Here is a 15,250-nt window from a genome sequence, read left to right as displayed (position 1 = left end):
CGGATATGCCGAAGGCGCGACGGACGGTTGTCCGTCGCGCCACCGGAAGGGGTGAAGAGTCGTAACTTTCCCGTACGGTTCGCGTTCGAGCGCGCTAAGAACACACAGGAGCGGCGCGGAGCGGTCTACGAGGCTCCGGCGAGCACTCCCCCGGAGCGGCGCCGGCCGAGCCGGCGGGCGGCGGCCAGGGCCGGGTCGAGGGACGGGACGGCGGCCAGCAGCTCCCGGGTGTAGGCGTGCGCCGGCCGGTCGTAGACCTCGTCGACGGGGCCCTCCTCCACGATCACCCCGCGCCGCATGACCGCGACCCGGTCGCTCACCTGACGCACCACCGCGAGGTCGTGCGCGATGAAGACCAGCGCGATGCCCAGCTCCCGCTGGAGCTCGGCCAGCAGGGCGGTGACCTGCGCCTGCGTGGTCACGTCGAGCGCCGAGACGGGCTCGTCGCAGACGATCAGCCGGGGCCGGGGCGCGAGGGCCCGGGCGATGCCGACGCGCTGGCGCTGACCGCCGCTGAACTCGTGCGGGTACCGGTCGTAGTGCGCCTCCTCCAGGCCCACCCGGAGCAGCAGTTCGCCGACCCGGGCCCGGATCGTGCGCCGGTCCCGCTCCCCCGCCGCGCGCAGCGGATCCGCGATGGACTCGCCGATGGAGCGGCGCGGGTTGAGGGAGGACACCGGGTCCTGGAACACCATCTGCACCCCGGGCACCACCCCGGCGCTCTCGGCCCCGTCCCGCCGGACCTGCCCGGAACTGGGCTCCAGCAGCCCGACGAGCATCCGCCCGAGGGTGCTCTTGCCGCTGCCGCTCTCCCCGACGATCCCCAGCGTCTCCCCTCCCCGCACGAGCAGCGACACCCCGGCCACGGCCTCCACCCGCCGCTTGCCCCGCCCGAACTCCTTCCGCAGCGAGAACGCCTCGACGACGGGCGGTTCGGGCTCGTCCGGCGCTCGAGGCGCGGGGTCCGGGGCGGAGCGCCGGTCCTCCGGCCGCGCCCGGCCCTGCCGCGGCAGCCCCACCGGGCCCGGTTCCGCACCCGGCCGAGGGCCCCGCACCGCGTCGAGCCGCGGCACCGCCGCCAGCAGCGCCGCGGTGTACGGATCGGCCGGAGCCGACAGCACGGAGCCGACCGGGCCCCGCTCGACCACCGCCCCGTCCCGCATCACCAGCACCGCGTCCACGTTCTCCGCCGCCACCCCCACGTCGTGCGTGACCAGCAGCAGCCCGAGCCCCCGCTCCTCCCGCAGCCCGTGCAGCAGGTCGAGGATCTGCGCCTGGACGGTGACGTCGAGCGCCGTGGTCGGCTCGTCCGCGATCAGCAGCCTCGGTTCGCACGCCAGGGCCATCGCGATCAGGGCCCGTTGCCGCATGCCCCCGCTGAACTCGTGCGGCCGCGCCCGGGAGCGGCGCACCGCGTCGGGTATGCCCACCCGGTCCAGCACCTCCACCGCCCGGGCCCGGGCCGCCCGCCGCGAGACGGAGGCGTGCACCCGGTACACCTCGGCGATCTGGTCGCCGATGGCGTAGTACGGGTCCAGGGAGCTCAGCGGGTCCTGGAAGACCATCGCGGCGACGGCCCCCCGCAGCTCCCGGAGCTCGGCCGGGGAGGCCGTGCCCACGTCGGCGCCGCCGACCCGGACGGTGCCGCCGAGCCGTGCGCCGGTCCCGTGGTGCAGCCCCAACAGGGCGGCCGCGACCGTGGACTTGCCGCTCCCGGACTCCCCCACGATGCCCAGGGCGCGGCCGGGCTCCAGGGTGAAGGACACCCCGTCGACGGCCCGCAGGTACTCCCCCGGCCGGCCGGCCGGGAAGTCGACGGTGAGGCCGGTGACCTCCACCAGCGAACCGTTCGTGATGACGGTCATGCCAGAACCACCCTTCGGTCCGCGACGGCGTACAGCACGTCCGCGACGACGCCCGCGAGCACGACGGCCGCGCCGATCGCGAGCACCACGCCCACCACCACGGGCAGGTCCACGACCCGTACGCCGTCGATGAGGGTCTTGCCGAGTCCGGGGATCCCGAACAGCGACTCGGTCAGCACGGCGCCGCCGATCATCGTGCCGAAGTCCACCGCGCTGAGCGCGATCACCGGGGCCACCGCGCCCCGTACGGCGTGCCGGGTCACGACGGCCCGCTCCCCGACCCCGTAGGCGCGGAAGGTGCGGATGTGGTCCTCGGCGAGCGTCTCCAGAATGGAACTGCGGCTCAGCCGTGCGTACTTGGCGCTCTCGAAGAAGCCGAGGGTCACCCAGGGCAGCAGCATGTTCCACGCCCACTGCTCGGGATCGTCGCCGAGCGGTACGTACGTCGGGAAGGGCAGCCACTGGAGGTAGGCGCAGACGGCCATGAGCAGCAGCAGCCCGAGGATGAAGACGGGGGTGCCGGTGGCGGCGAGGGTGACCACGGTCAGTGCCCGCTCGGTGAAGCCGCCGCGGCGCAGCGCGGACAGCAGTCCGGTGCCGACGCCGATCACGAGCCAGATCACCAGCGCGCCCAGCGCCAGCGACAGGGTGGCGGGGAGCCGCTCCAGCAGCAGTTCGGTGACCTGCTGGTCGTTCTGGTACGAGAATCCGAGGCAGGGCGCGTCGCAGTGCAGGACGAGCCCGGCGCCGCCGGAGGAGTCCCGGCCCATCAGCAGTCCCTGGAGGAAGTGCAGGTACTGCGCGACCACCGACTCGTTCAGCCCGAGCTGTTCGCGCACCTGGGCGATCTGCGCCGGGTTGCAGCGTTCCCCGCAGGCGAGGCGGGCGGGGTCGCCGGGGGCGAGGTAGAAGAGGGCGTAGATCACGACGGACAGCGTGAGCAGCACGAGCAGTGCGCCGCCGGTCCGTTTGAGCACGAAGCGGGTCACGCCCTGCGCTCCTTTCTGGTGCCGACCCGCAGCCGCGAGTCCTCGCGCGGGTCGAGGGCCGTACGGACGGCGTCGCCGAGCACCGTGAAGGCGAGCACGGTGACGAAGAGCAGACCGGCGGGGAGCAGGACGTAGGTGGGGTCGGCGCGGAACCAGGTCTGGGCGCTGGACAGCATCTGCCCCCACGAGGGGGTGGGCGGTTTCACGCCGACCCCGAGGAAGGACAGGGAGGCCTCGACCACCATGGCGGTGGGCACCTTGATCGCGGCGAGGGTGATGACGGGCGCGGCCAGCGAGGGCAGCAGCTCCCGGCGGGCGATCCGCAGGGTGCGGTTGCCCGAGAGCCGGGCGGCGTCCACGAAGTCCAGTTCCTTGAGGGAGAGGGTCTGGGCGCGCACCATCCGGGCGACGCCGCCCCAGTCGAGCAGTCCGATGACCAGGATCAGCAGCAGCGGCCGCGGGAACCCTGGCGGGACGACGGCGGTGAGGGCGATGGCGATCACCAGCAGGGGCAGGGCGATCATCACGTCGGTGAACCGGCTGACGACCTGCCCGGCGAACCGGCCGCCGAGGGCGGCGGCGAGCCCGACGCCCACGCCGACGAGGATCTGGACGGCGGTGGCGCCGAGCGCGACGAGCAGGGAGATCCGCGCTCCGTAGAGCAGCCGGGTGAACAGGTCGCGGCCGGTGCCCGGTTCGACGCCCAGCCAGTGCTCGCCGGAGATCCCGCCGAAGGAGCCGAACGGGACGCCGCCGCGCGCGGAGTCGACGAGCTCGTCGTGGTAGGCGTTCGGGTCCTGGCCGGTGAGGTGGGCGAACAGCGGTGCGGTGAGGGCGAGCAGGACGAGCAGGACGAGGACGGCGGCCGCAGCCACGGCCGAGGGCCGGGCGCGCAGCCGCCGCCAGACCCGCCGCCCGGCGCCCGGCCCCGGGGCGGCGACCCCGGGTCCGGACGCCGACTGCTGGGCGAGGAACGTCACTTGACCGAGACCTGCGAGATGTCGAGGACGCCGGTCCAGTCGCTGATGACGACGTTCTTGACGTCCTTGCCGACGAGCCGCTTGTAGACCGGGTGGAAGAGCGGGACGTCGAGCGCCTGCTCGCCGATCTTCTTGTCGAGGGCGCCCCAGCGCTTGCCGGCCGCCGCGAGGTCGGTCAGCTTGGCGATCTCGTCGATCTCGGCGTTGACCGCCGGGTCGTTGAGCTGGGCGTGGTTGTAGTTGCTGCCGTTGGTGACGATCTGGCGGCCGTCGTAGATCGGGGCGAGGAAGGGTGCGCCGGACGGCCAGTCGGCGCCCCAGCGGGAGAGGAAGAAGCCGGGGGTGTTCTTGACGTCCCAGCGCTTCTCGTTGAAGGCGTTGTTCTCCAGCCCCTCCAGCTTGACGGTGATCCCGGCGGCGGCGAGCCCCTGCTGCACGGCGGTGGCGACCTCGGGGCTGGTCTGCCGGTTCTGGGCGTTGGAGTGGGTGAGCGTGATGGTCAGCCCGTCCTTGTAACCCGCCTCGGCCAGCAGCTCCTTGGCCTTGGCCGGGTCCCCGGTCTTACCGGCCGGGAAGTGGTCGTACGGGGTGAAGCCGAAGGCCTCCTGCTCGGGCAGGAAGGTGGTGGCGGGCTCGGCGAGGGCGGAGCCGCCGGCCGCGTTGATCACGCTGGTGCGGTTGATCGCGTAGGAGATCGCCTGGCGGACCTTCGGGTTGTCGAAGGGGGCGACCTTCGGGTTGAAGGCGAGGTAGTTGACGTAGCCGAAGTGCCCGGTGCCGACCCTGGCGCTGAGCTCCTTATCGCCGCCGATCTGGGCCAGTTCGGCCGGGCCCAGGTTGGTGTCCGTGGTGACGGCGGCCGCGTCGGCGCCGGAGCTGGTGGACAGGCGCTGGTTGATGACCGCCGCGTCGAGCCCGGAGCGGACGTCGATCTTGTCCGGGTAGGCCTTGCGCTCCTCGTCGGTCTTCTCGTCCCAGTTCTCGTTGCGCTCCAGGGTGAGGTGTTCGCCGTCGTTCTCGTTCTTGACGACCTTGTACGGGCCGGAGGAGACCGGGTGCTCCTCGTACTTGACCCCGGTGTCCTTGGCCTTGGGCACGGGCGCGAACTGCGTCTGCGTGGCGAGGAAGGGGAACTCCCCTTCGGGCTTGCGGAGCTTGAAGACGATCGTCTTCGCGTCGGGCACGGTGATCGAGTCGAGCCCCTTGCCGCCGTCCTTGTACGGGCCCTCGTACGCGTCCCCGCCGACCAGCCAGTCGCGCAGGTACGGGGCTCCGCCCGACAGCTCGGCGGCGAAGGACCGCTCGATGCCGTACTTGATGTCGGCGCTGGTGATGGGCGAGCCGTCCTCGTACTTCAGCCCGTCCTTGAGCGTGTACGTCCACTCCGTGGCGTCGGCGTTCGGCTTGCCGAGGTCGGTGGCCAGGTCGGGCACCACCTTGGCGCCGGCCGGGCCCGCCTCGCGGTTGCGGGTGGTGAGCGTGCGGAAGACGAGCGAGGGGACGTTGCCGCCGCCGGAGGTGTACAGGCGGGCCGGGTCGAAGTCGCTCTGCGGCTCGGCGTTGAGGACGGTCAGGGTGCCGCCCTTCTGGGGGGCGGCCCCGGCGGCGCCCGGCTTGTCACCGGCGGACGCCTTGTCCGTGCCGTCCTTGGGCCCGCAGGCGGCGGCGCCCCCGGCCAGAACGACGCTGACGGCGACCGCGGCTACGCGGCGCGATATGAGGGACTGACGGGCCATGGGAAAGGGGACCTCTCGGCGTGAAGGGAGATGCGGAAAAGGCCACGCGAGGGGCAGCGGTCCACGTCGGAGCGGTCGGCGGCGTGCCGACGGCGGGGACGGAAGAACACAAGGAGCCGCACCTGCGGGCTGGAAGCCCCGGGCGCGGCGGAACGATCGAGGAAACGATCGGGAAAGAGACGTCGCGCGCTCAGGGAGGCGTCAGCGACAGAAGATGTCGGCCACGCTGTGCGCGGTCACACCAAGCAGCGCCAGCTCAATGGCTGCGCTCGCGGTGGTGGTGTGAAGGTGCGACATGCGGAGAACAATGACCGACCATCGAACAATTTGTCAAAGCGATGGATCAATTCCCGGGATACACCCAGGGGTTGGGCTTGCAGTGGATGTTGTTGACGTCCAGGGACTTGGTCTGCTGCTGCATGATCGGGGCGAGTGCGCCCGGTGTCTGGCAGCTCACGTGGCCGTGGCCGAGCCGGTGGCCGACCTCGTGGTTGATCAGCATCTGGCGGTAGGCGAACATCTGGTCCGCGCCGAAGGTCGCCGAACCCTGCGCCCAGCGGAACGCGTTGATCATCACGCGGTCGGTCGACGCGGAGTCGCAGGAGACGTTGTCGATCGTGGTGTCGAGTCCGGACTTCCTGCACCAGACCCCGGTGGTCCCGGGGCTGGCGAGGGTGATCACGAAATCAGCCTCGCCGCCCGGCACCCGCTCGAAGGTCTTCGTACCGCCGTGGCCCCAGCTCCGGTCGTCGTTCAGCGTGCGGTGCACGGCCTCGGCGAACAGCTGCGCGTCGAGGCCGAGTCCCTGCTCCACGTCGACGCGGTAGCGGACCACCTTCCCCTTGCCGGGCGCCTGCGCCACACCGGGCACGGTGTCGAAGGCGCCGGGGCCCTTCAGCTTCTCGTCGATCGGGAACTGCCGCGCCATCTTCTGGTCGTACGTGAGCTCCGGCGCGGCCTTGAGCGCCGCGGAGGCGTCCGGGGTGGGCCGGTCGTCGGAGCGGGAGGCGGCGGAGTTGCCCTGGGCGGTGTGGCTGTTGCCCTCGTCGGCGGCGCGCAGGGTGTTCTTGCCGCTGTCGCTCTTGGAGGCCGCCTGGCCCGCGACGATGACGGCGAGCGCGACGGTGACGGCCGCGGCGGCCATCCCGGCGTACGTACGGCCCTTGCCGCCGCGCCCGGCCGCGGGCGGCGCCTGCGGCGCCTCCTCGACGGGGGTGCCGACCGGAGCGCGCGGCGCGGGGATCCGGCGGTGCGATCCACTGGCCGTGAAGGAGTCCTCGGGGTACGCGCCCCCGGGGAAGACGTCCCCGGCCCCCGGGACCCCGCGGAAGGAGCCCGTGCCCGTCGTGGAGAACACGTCCTGGTGGACCGGGATCCGGCGGTGCGACCCGGTCGCGGCGAAGGCGTCCTCGGCGACGGGGACCGTGCGGTGCGAGCCCGTCGCGGTCACCGGCGCGTCCATGGTGACCCGCGGGAAGCCGACCGCGGGGGTACCGAAGGCCGGAGTGTCGTGGCGCGGGGCCGCGTAGACCGGAGTTCCGTAGGCCGGGCTGTCGTAGGCCGGGGTGCCGGGGTCCGGGGTGCCGGGGTCCGCGGCCGCCGGACGGGTGCGCGGGACGCCGCGCCAGTCCCCGTAGGTCACGCCGGTACCGGCGCTCGCGCCCCAGGCGCCGCCGGGCTCGTGCTGTTCGGGATGGCCGCCGCGCGCGCCGGACTGCGGCTCGCGGCGCGGCGGGGCCGCCTGCCCGCGGGGGGCGGCGGCCGGTTCGGCCCACCCGGCCGGGGCCGGGGCGGCGGTCCGGGCGCCGGCCTGTTCGGCCGGCTGCGGATGGCCTGAGCCGGGGCCGGGAGCCCGGCCGGGCTCCTTGCGACTATGTCGTCCCACGTCCTCAGCCCTTGCCGTCCTCTTCGGTGTTCATGGTGTGCACGTGCACGTGCACGGTATCCACCGCATGCACGGTGGTCGCCCCGTCCGCACTGCCGGCGCCGGCGGCCAGCAGCTCCCGGAAGGCGGCCGCGACCACGTCCGGGTACTCCATCATCGCCACGTGTCCCGCCTCGGGCAGACAGAGCAGCCGCGAACCCGGGAAGGCCGCGGCGGCCTTGCGCGCCATACGGTACGAGACGAGCTGGTCCCGGCCACCGTAGACCAGCAGCGTCGGAGCGAGCACCCGCTGTGCCTGGCGCCACAGCCCGTGCTGCCCGCCGAGGGTGTACGCGTCGACGATGCCGCGCGAGGAACGGGTCATCGCGTCCCAGAAGTACGGGAGCGCGAGCCGCCGTTCCATTTCCTCGACGGCCGCCTCGAACACCTCGGGCTTCACCCGCGAGGGGTCTCCGTACAGGAGGTCCGTCAGCCCCCGGGTGCGCCGCTCCGCGCTCAGGCCGCGGGTGAGCCGGTCGAGGACCCCGGCCATGCCGGGTACGGCGAGCAGCGCGGTCGGCACGGCCGACTTCTGCACGCGCAGTTCGGGCAGGGCCGGGGAGACCAGCGTCAACGTGCGCACCAGGTCGGGCCGGACGGCCGCGATCCGGGTGGAGACGGCCCCGCCGAGGGAGTTCCCGAACAGGTGCACCGGTCCGCGCCCGGCGGCGTCGAGGTGGCGGATGACGGTGCGCGCGAGCCCGGTGACGGTGTAGTCCCGGTCGGCGGGCGGCGGGGACCAGCCGAAGCCGGGCAGGTCCAGGGCCTCGCCGTCGACGGAATCCTCCAGCCGCGCCATGAGCGCGGACCAGTTCTGCGAGGATCCGCCGAGCCCGTGGACGAACAGCGCGGCCGGCAGACCGGCACGTGCCGCGGGGCGTACCCGTACGTTCATTTCCAGCCCGGGCAGCCGGTCGGTGCGCAGCTGCTCCCCTTCGGCCAGACGCACGGCTCCCACCTGGGAGGACTGGCCGGAGGACGAGGGGTCGGCGGACCGTACACCCGGCAGCTCGGTCGAAGACATGGGGCAATGTTACGAGACCATCACGCGGCTCCTCTTGTGTTCGCGGTCACAGATGCTTGCGGAACTGCCTAGCGGGGTAAGCGCGAGCCTCCTAGGCTCGTAAGTGGAAGTGGAAAGGGGTGCTCCATGACTGTCGACCCTGCGGAACCGGACACCTTCCAGTCAGAGCTGCGGGAAAGCCTCGGTGTGGAAGCCCCCGAGGCGGACGCGGCGGAGCAGAACACGGAGTTGAATCCGGTCGATGACGATCCGCTCACCCCCGTGGGCCAGCGCGAAGCCTCCGACGGGGACGCGGCCGAGCAGACCCGGGTGGTGACCCTGGACGAGGACGACTACCGCTGAGCCAGCGCTGACCAGCACGTCCGGCGGGTCGCCGGCGGTCCGTACCGCGAGAAAACTCGGCTTGAACCCACCAGATTCGGTTACCGAAAAGTACGATGGCCGCGCGGCGCAAGGCGCACTGTGTTCTAGAGAAAGTGGGAGGCGGCGTGACAGCCATCGAGCAGACCGAGGCAGCGCGTCCGCGGGGCACGCGACTTCCGCGCCGGGCCCGGCGCAACCAGCTCCTGGGCGCCGCCCAGGAGGTCTTCGTCGCGCAGGGTTACCACGCTGCGGCCATGGACGACATCGCGGAGCGTGCCGGTGTCAGCAAGCCGGTGCTCTACCAGCACTTCCCCGGCAAGCTCGACCTCTACCTGGCGCTCCTGGACCAGCACTGCGAGGCCCTGCTGCTCGCCGTGCGCACCGCGCTCGCTTCGACGAACGACAACAAGATGCGCGTCGCCGCGACCATGGACGCGTACTTCGCGTACGTCCAGGACGAGGGCGGCGCCTTCCGGCTGGTCTTCGAGTCGGACCTGACCAACGAGCCGGCGGTGCGCGAGCGCGTCGACCGCGTCTCGCTGCAGTGCGCCGAGGCCATCTCGGACGTCATCGCCGAGGACACCGGTCTGTCGAAGGACGAGTCGATGCTGCTGGCCGTGGGCCTGGGCGGGGTCTCGCAGGTCGTGGCCCGGTACTGGCTGTCGAGCGAGAGCCCGGTCGCCCGTGACACCGCCGTGGGACTGCTGACCTCGCTGGCCTGGCGCGGAATCGCCGGCTTCCCGCTGCACCCGACGGACGTCTGACCCGGGCCGGCCCGGCTCGCCGGGCCGGCCGCGGCGGTCTGCGCCCATCTGACCGGCGGCTGTTCGCTGCGAGCGTTTCCGCCGCGCGGCGGACACGTCCCCTCTCCGGGCTAATGTGGACCGGGTAACGGCGCGGCTGATCGCGCGAACCGGACCGTCGGAGGGACAAGGCCGTGGAGGTCAAGATCGGCGTGCAGCACGCACCCCGGGAGATCGTGCTCGAGAGCGACCTGAGTGCCGAGGAGCTGGAGAGCATCGTCACCGCCGCCCTGTCCGGCTCGGCGCCGCTGCTGAGCCTCACGGACATCAAGGGCCGCAAGGTCCTGGTGCCGTCCGAGCGCCTGTCGTACGTCGACCTGGGCGAGCCCAGCGTGCGCAAGGTCGGCTTCGGCGCGCTCTGAGCCGAGCGGCTCTGCGAAGCACTCCGCAGGAGCCGGCAGCACCCAGAAGTACCGAGAACGGCCCGGTGGACCACTCCGCCGGGCCGTTTTCGTTTCCTCCGCTTCGGGTAGGACGGCTGTAGGACACGCTCCCCGTACGACCCGGTCCATCCGCCGTCCGAGAGGAACCCCCATGCTGCTGATCGAGGCGCTCGGCTCCGCTCTCCTGGGCCTCGCCCTGGCCGGGGCGGCCGTCCGTGTGCTCGGCCCGCGGCTGCCCTCCTCGCGGGTGGTGCTGGTGAGCGGAGCGGCGGGTGCCCTCTTCGGGGCCTATCTGACGCACACCGCGCTGGGCCCCGGGCACAACAACCTTTTCGCGACCTTCATCGGCGGCGCCCTGGTGTCGGCGGTGGTCCTGTCCCTGCTGCTGCGGCCCGCGGGCCGGACTGCGAGGCCGTCCGTCAGGACTCCGTTTTCGGTTCCGACGCGGGGCTAGACGCCCCCACTGACCGATGACGTCGGCCCCCGCGCGGAGCTTCCGCGCGGGGGCCGACGTACGTCCGTCTCGGTCGGACCGGGCTACGCCGCCAGGCCCAGGGCCGCCATGCGCTTGGTGTGCGCCTTGGTGATCCGGGTGAACATCTCGCCGACGGCCGCCAGGTCGAAGCCGGCCGCCATCCCGTCCACGCCGCCGACCAGCATGGTGGAGAGCGCGTCGCGCTCGGCGACCACGCGCTGGGCCTGCGACAGGGCCTCGCCCATCAGCCGGCGGGCCCACAGGGCGAGCCGGCCGCCGCAGCGCGGGTCGGCCTCGATGGCGGCGCGCACCTTCTCGACGGCGAAACCGCCGTGGCCGGTGTCGTCGAGCACGCTCACGACGAGCCCGCGGGTGTCGGTGTCGAGGTGGGTGGCCACCTCGCGGTAGAAGTCGCTGGCGATGGAGTCGCCGACGTACGCCTTGACCAGGCCCTCCAGCCAGTCCGACGGCGCGGTCTGGCGGTGGAAGTCGTCGACGCCCTTCGCGAAGGGCTCCATCGCGGCGGTGGCGTCCTCGTCGATCGCGGTGAGCCGGTCGCGCAGGCGCTCGAAGTGGTGGAACTCGGCGGAGGCCATTTTCGCGAGCTCGGCCTTGTCCCCGAGGGTGGGCGCGAGCTTCGCGTCCTCCGCGAGGCGTTCGAAGGCCGCGAGTTCGCCGTACGCGAGCGCACCGAGCAGATCCACCACGGCGGCCCGGTACTGCGGCGTGGCGGAGGCCGTGGCCCAGTCCTGGGCGGCGATGCCGGCTGCCTCGGCGGGGGCGCTTTCGTCGGCGGGCGATGCGTTTTCAACGGTCGACATGCACCGCACAATAGCTCGCCGAAAGGCACCGTGAACCACCTGCTCAGTCCACGTAAACGCGCCTACCTGGTGAATTCACCCGACACAGCTGCGAGATTCCGGGGTACAGTGGTAATGCGCCTGCCGAACACTCGGCGGGCCATCCGAATGAGGATGCCCGGTCGGTGGCCCGATCGGCTCCACCCGACCGCCCTCGGCGTGATGCGTACGTTCATACGTACCGCCTCCCACGAGGGGCCCCCTCAGCGGCATAAAGCGCCTGAGCGATGGCTAGTGGTCCCGCGCAGCTTCGTATGTACGTCGTAGTACTGCAAGCCCGGCACGGTACGACCCCCTTCGCCGCCTCGCGCCGCGTCTCACAGAAGAGGCAGCACCCTGACTACGTTCCGAGACCTCGGGATCTTTCCCGAGACGGCCGAAGCCCTTGAGGCCGTCGGCATTGTGTCCCCCTTCCCGATCCAGGAGATGACCCTCCCCGTCGCCATGTCCGGCACGGACGTCATCGGCCAGGCCAAGACCGGTACCGGCAAGACGCTCGGTTTCGGCCTCCCCCTGCTGGAGCGCGTCGTCGTGCCCGCGGACGTCGAGGCCGGCCGCTCCACGCCGGATCAGCTGACCGACGCCCCGCAGGCCCTCGTGGTGGTTCCGACCCGCGAGCTCTGCACCCAGGTCACCAACGACCTTCTCACCGCGGGCAAGGTCCGCAACGTCCGCGTCCTCGCCATATACGGCGGCCGCGCGTACGAGCCCCAGGTCGAGGCGCTCAAGAAGGGCGTCGACGTCATCGTCGGCACCCCGGGCCGCCTGCTCGACCTGGCCGGGCAGAAGAAGCTCGACCTCTCCAAGGTCAAGGCCCTCGTCCTCGACGAGGCCGACGAGATGCTCGACCTGGGCTTCCTGCCCGACGTCGAGCGGATCATGAGCTACCTGCCGGCCAAGCGTCAGACGATGCTGTTCTCGGCGACCATGCCGGGCGCCGTCATCGGACTGGCCCGCCGCTACATGACGCAGCCGACGCACATCCGCGCCGTCTCGGAGGACGGCGAGGGCGCGACCGTCGCCAACACCACGCAGCACGTCTTCCGTGCGCACAACATGGACAAGCCGGAGCTCGTCTCCCGCATCCTGCAGGCCGAAGGCCGCGGGCTCGCCATGATCTTCTGCCGCACCAAGCGCACCGCGGCCGACATCGCCGAGCAGCTCGAGAAGCGCGGCTTCGCCTCCGGCGCCGTCCACGGCGACCTGGGCCAGGGCGCCCGCGAGCAGGCGCTGCGCGCCTTCCGCAACGGCAAGGTCGACGTGCTGGTCTGCACCGACGTCGCCGCGCGCGGCATCGATGTCGAGGGTGTCACCCACGTCATCAACTACCAGACGCCCGAGGACGAGAAGACCTTCCTGCACCGCGTGGGCCGCACCGGCCGCGCGGGCAAGAAGGGCATCGCCGTCACCCTGGTCGACTGGGACGACATCCCGCGCTGGCAGCTGATCAACAAGGCGCTGGAGCTGGACTTCCACGACCCGGTGGAGACGTACTCCACGTCCCCGCACCTGTACGAGCAGATGAACATTCCGGCCGGGACCAAGGGTGTTCTGCCGCGCGCCGACCGCACGCGGGCCGGCCTGAAGGCCGAGAACCTGGAAGACCTGGGCGAGACCGGCGGCCGCGGTGGCCGTGGCGGTCGCGACGGCGGTCGTGACTCCGGCCGTGAGCGTGGCCGCGACGGTGGGCGTGACGGTGGCCGCGGTGCCGCCGCCCCGGTCGCCGCCCCGGTCGCCGCCCCGGTCGCCGCCGAGGAGCGTGCCGCCCGTGCCCCGCGCCAGCGCCGCCGTACCCGTGGCGGCTCGGACCAGGGCGCCGAGCTCCTGACCCCGGTGACCGCCGAGGCCGCCCCGGTCAGCCCGGTCAGCCCCGTCGCGGCGGTCGCCGCGCCGGAGGCCTCGGCCCCCGAGGCTCCGGCCTCCGACGAGGCGCGCAAGCCGCGCCGTCGCCGGACCCGGTCGGCCGCTCCGGCAGCCACCTTCGTCGCCCCCGCGGCGGCGCTGGAGCCCCTGGCCCCGTTCGTCGTGGAGCCCGAGCCCGACTTCCAGATGGCCCCGATGGTCGAGCCGGTCCGGGAGCGCCGCACCAGCGCACCCCGCTCCAGCGCGCCCCGATCCAGCGCCCCGCGTGCCCGCGCCCCCCGCAAGGCCGCGGCCGCTCCGGTCGCCGCCCCGGAGGCCGAGGTCGTGGCGCAGGCCGCCGTGGTCGAGGCGCCGGTCGCTCCGGTCGTCGCCGCCGCCGTCGCGGTCGCCGAAGAGGCTCCGGTCAAGCCGAAGCGCACGCGGACCCGCAAGGTCGCCGCTGCCGCCCCGGCCGCCGAGGTCGTCGCCGAAGCCGCCGCTCCGGTGGCGGAGGAGGCTCCGGTCAAGCCGAAGCGCACCCGCACCCGCAAGGTCGCGGCCGCCGCCCCGGAGGCTCCGGCCGCCGAGGCCGCCGCTCCGGCCGCCGAGGAGGCTCCGGTCAAGCCGAAGCGCACGCGGACCCGCAAGGCCGTCGCCGCCGTGGAGACCCCGGAGGCGTAACGCCCTTCCGATGGCCCCGGTCCCCTTCCGAGGGGGCCGGGGCCATCGGCGTACCCGGATCCGCGCGGAGCTCCCGTACGGGCGTACGGGCCGGTAACCTCGGGCCATGAGCAAGCCGCCGACCCTCACGCTCCCGCCCTGTGCCCGCGCGTACCGCCTGGCCACGGCCCGCGGCGAGTTCGCCGCGCACGAGGCCGTGCCCGCCGGGCCGGCCCGCGGCACGGCCCTGCTGGTGCCCGGCTACACCGGCAGCAAGGAGGACTTCATCGGCCTCCTCGGACCGCTGGCCGCCGCCGGGTACCGGGTGGTCGCCGTCGACGGCCGCGGGCAGCACGAGAGCGGCGGCCCGCGCACGCGAGCCCCGTACGCCCTGGCGGAACTGGCGGGGGACGTCCTCGCGCAGACCGCCGCCCTGGGCGCGGCCGGTCCGGTGCACCTGCTCGGGCATTCGCTGGGCGGGCTGATCGTCCGGGCGGCCGTGGTCCGCGACCCGGCCCCGTACGCCGGCCTCACGCTGCTGAGCAGCGGCCCGGGCGCGGTCTGCGCGGAACAGCAGGGCCGTACGAAGCTGCTGATCTCGGCGCTGGAGGCGATGGGCGACGACATGCCGGGCATCTGGGCGGCCATGCGCGCCATGGATCCGCGCGACGCGCCGCCCGAGGACCCGGCCCTGGTGGCCTTCCTGCGCGCACGCTGGTGCGGGACCGTACCCGAGCAGCTGGTGGTCACGGGCCGGGCGCTGATCGAGGAGCCGGACCGGATCGACGAGCTCGCCGCCGCGGCGCCCGGACTGGCGAAGCTGGTGCTGTCCGGGGAGTCGGACCCGGTGTGGCCGGTGTCGGAGATGGACGCGATGGCGCGCCGGCTGGGCGCGGCGCGGGTGGTGATCCCGGGGACGGAACACTCCCCGAACGCCGAGGATCCGGCGGCCACGGCGGCCGCTCTGACGGCGTTCTGGCGGGCCTCCGAGGCGTCCTCTGACGTCTCCGATACCCGTTAGTAGTTAGACAAGGAAAAAATTTCCTTAGCGTAGGGAATGTTTGCGGCTTACACTTCGTTAACCCTGTACAAGGAAGAAACACTGACGAAGGGAGAAGCCCCATGCGCTTCGAGATTCTGCGCCTGGACGACGTCGACGGATCCGCCATGGACAGCACCGTCGTGGACGCGGCCTCCGTCAACCGGATCGTGCAGCAGGCCGCGGCCGTAGGCCAGCGCATCCTGATCCGACCGGCTGAGACCGTGTCCAACTGACCGCGTCCACCTATTCGCCGAACGCCCCCGCACCGATCCCGGTGCGGGGGCGTTCGCGTGTGCGGCGGTCG

The 15,250-nt window shown here is 72.7% G+C and carries 15 protein-coding genes; 7 read left to right on the top strand and 8 right to left on the bottom strand.

The genetic code is table 11. The features are described 5' to 3' along the window. Positions 1-125 precede the first annotated feature (125 nt). The 7 genes from ACIQV3_RS13055 to ACIQV3_RS13025 form a co-directional block, all read right to left on the bottom strand. Positions 126-1,865 (bottom strand): dipeptide ABC transporter ATP-binding protein, encoded by a 1,740-nt coding sequence (locus ACIQV3_RS13055; protein ID WP_403712473.1) that lies wholly within the window; start codon positions 1,863-1,865, stop codon positions 126-128. After that, the gene (locus tag ACIQV3_RS13050; protein ID WP_403712472.1) at positions 1,862-2,854 is read right to left on the bottom strand and encodes an ABC transporter permease; all 993 of its coding nucleotides are present in this window, start codon (positions 2,852-2,854) and stop codon (positions 1,862-1,864) included. Before ACIQV3_RS13050 ends, ACIQV3_RS13055 begins: the two co-directional genes overlap by 4 nt. After that, positions 2,851-3,834 (bottom strand): ABC transporter permease, encoded by a 984-nt coding sequence (locus tag ACIQV3_RS13045; protein ID WP_403712471.1) that lies wholly within the window; start codon positions 3,832-3,834, stop codon positions 2,851-2,853. The genes ACIQV3_RS13050 and ACIQV3_RS13045 overlap by 4 nt, the downstream gene beginning before the upstream one ends. Next, on the bottom strand, positions 3,831-5,570 hold the full coding sequence (locus tag ACIQV3_RS13040; protein ID WP_403712470.1) for an ABC transporter substrate-binding protein: 1,740 nt from the start codon (positions 5,568-5,570) through the stop codon (positions 3,831-3,833). The genes ACIQV3_RS13045 and ACIQV3_RS13040 overlap by 4 nt, the downstream gene beginning before the upstream one ends. 201 nt (positions 5,571-5,771) lie before the next feature. Further along, positions 5,772-5,867: an Ms4533A family Cys-rich leader peptide gene (locus tag ACIQV3_RS13035; protein ID WP_323182585.1), complete on the bottom strand. Its 96-nt coding sequence runs from the start codon at positions 5,865-5,867 to the stop codon at positions 5,772-5,774. Between the two features lie 46 nt (positions 5,868-5,913). Further along, positions 5,914-7,455, bottom strand: coding sequence for a DUF3152 domain-containing protein (locus ACIQV3_RS13030; protein WP_403712469.1), 1,542 nt, complete (start codon positions 7,453-7,455; stop codon positions 5,914-5,916). A gap of 4 nt (positions 7,456-7,459) precedes the next feature. After that, positions 7,460-8,518: an alpha/beta fold hydrolase gene (locus tag ACIQV3_RS13025; RefSeq protein ID WP_403712468.1), complete on the bottom strand. Its 1,059-nt coding sequence runs from the start codon at positions 8,516-8,518 to the stop codon at positions 7,460-7,462. Between the two features lie 126 nt (positions 8,519-8,644). Here ACIQV3_RS13025 and ACIQV3_RS13020 point away from each other — a divergent pair, with 126 nt between their 5' ends. The 4 genes from ACIQV3_RS13020 to ACIQV3_RS13005 all read left to right on the top strand — a co-directional run bounded on the left by ACIQV3_RS13020 (position 8,645) and on the right by ACIQV3_RS13005 (position 10,521). Then, positions 8,645-8,860 (top strand): hypothetical protein, encoded by a 216-nt coding sequence (locus ACIQV3_RS13020; RefSeq protein ID WP_403712467.1) that lies wholly within the window; start codon positions 8,645-8,647, stop codon positions 8,858-8,860. Positions 8,861-9,006: 146 nt separating this feature from the next. Then, positions 9,007-9,645: a TetR family transcriptional regulator gene (locus tag ACIQV3_RS13015; protein WP_403712466.1), complete on the top strand. Its 639-nt coding sequence runs from the start codon at positions 9,007-9,009 to the stop codon at positions 9,643-9,645. Between the two features lie 173 nt (positions 9,646-9,818). After that, positions 9,819-10,046, top strand: a complete 228-nt coding sequence (locus ACIQV3_RS13010; protein WP_250741766.1) for a DUF3107 domain-containing protein — start codon at positions 9,819-9,821, stop codon at positions 10,044-10,046. A 172-nt stretch (positions 10,047-10,218) separates the two neighbouring features. Continuing rightward, on the top strand, positions 10,219-10,521 hold the full coding sequence (locus ACIQV3_RS13005; RefSeq protein ID WP_403712465.1) for a hypothetical protein: 303 nt from the start codon (positions 10,219-10,221) through the stop codon (positions 10,519-10,521). Between the two features lie 83 nt (positions 10,522-10,604). On the opposite strand, the gene ACIQV3_RS13000 is transcribed toward ACIQV3_RS13005, so the two are convergent. Continuing rightward, positions 10,605-11,363, bottom strand: a complete 759-nt coding sequence (locus tag ACIQV3_RS13000) for a ferritin-like fold-containing protein (protein ID WP_403712464.1) — start codon at positions 11,361-11,363, stop codon at positions 10,605-10,607. Positions 11,364-11,828: 465 nt separating this feature from the next. Here ACIQV3_RS13000 and ACIQV3_RS12995 point away from each other — a divergent pair, with 465 nt between their 5' ends. From ACIQV3_RS12995 to ACIQV3_RS12985, 3 genes are all read left to right on the top strand, one after another. Beyond that, the gene (locus tag ACIQV3_RS12995) at positions 11,829-13,925 is read left to right on the top strand and encodes a DEAD/DEAH box helicase (protein ID WP_403712463.1); all 2,097 of its coding nucleotides are present in this window, start codon (positions 11,829-11,831) and stop codon (positions 13,923-13,925) included. Between the two features lie 106 nt (positions 13,926-14,031). Then, a complete protein-coding gene (locus ACIQV3_RS12990; protein WP_403712462.1) occupies positions 14,032-14,925 on the top strand; it encodes an alpha/beta fold hydrolase in 894 nt (297 codons plus the stop codon). 101 nt (positions 14,926-15,026) lie between these two features. After that, positions 15,027-15,179, top strand: coding sequence for a hypothetical protein (locus ACIQV3_RS12985; RefSeq protein ID WP_403712461.1), 153 nt, complete (start codon positions 15,027-15,029; stop codon positions 15,177-15,179). Positions 15,180-15,250: the final 71 nt, after the last annotated feature.

The sequence above is a fragment of the Streptomyces sp. NPDC099050 genome (genome assembly GCF_044759865.1).
In the GTDB taxonomy this organism is placed as follows: domain Bacteria; phylum Actinomycetota; class Actinomycetes; order Streptomycetales; family Streptomycetaceae; genus Streptomyces.
The sequence above is the reverse complement of the archived record's forward strand: the minus strand, read 5'-3'. Positions and strand labels throughout refer to the sequence as shown.

Coding starts and splice junctions, on each gene's coding strand:
- ACIQV3_RS13055 (WP_403712473.1), bottom strand. CDS start 1,865: ATGACCGTCATCACGAACGGTTCGCTGGTGGAGGTCACCGGCCTCACC.
- ACIQV3_RS13040 (WP_403712470.1), bottom strand. CDS start 5,570: ATGGCCCGTCAGTCCCTCATATCGCGCCGCGTAGCCGCGGTCGCCGTC.
- ACIQV3_RS13035 (WP_323182585.1), bottom strand. CDS start 5,867: ATGTCGCACCTTCACACCACCACCGCGAGCGCAGCCATTGAGCTGGCG.
- ACIQV3_RS13025 (WP_403712468.1), bottom strand. CDS start 8,518: ATGTCTTCGACCGAGCTGCCGGGTGTACGGTCCGCCGACCCCTCGTCC.
- ACIQV3_RS13020 (WP_403712467.1), top strand. CDS start 8,645: ATGACTGTCGACCCTGCGGAACCGGACACCTTCCAGTCAGAGCTGCGG.
- ACIQV3_RS13005 (WP_403712465.1), top strand. CDS start 10,219: ATGCTGCTGATCGAGGCGCTCGGCTCCGCTCTCCTGGGCCTCGCCCTG.
- ACIQV3_RS13000 (WP_403712464.1), bottom strand. CDS start 11,363: ATGTCGACCGTTGAAAACGCATCGCCCGCCGACGAAAGCGCCCCCGCC.
- ACIQV3_RS12995 (WP_403712463.1), top strand. CDS start 11,829: ATGACCCTCCCCGTCGCCATGTCCGGCACGGACGTCATCGGCCAGGCC.
- ACIQV3_RS12990 (WP_403712462.1), top strand. CDS start 14,032: ATGAGCAAGCCGCCGACCCTCACGCTCCCGCCCTGTGCCCGCGCGTAC.
- ACIQV3_RS12985 (WP_403712461.1), top strand. CDS start 15,027: ATGCGCTTCGAGATTCTGCGCCTGGACGACGTCGACGGATCCGCCATG.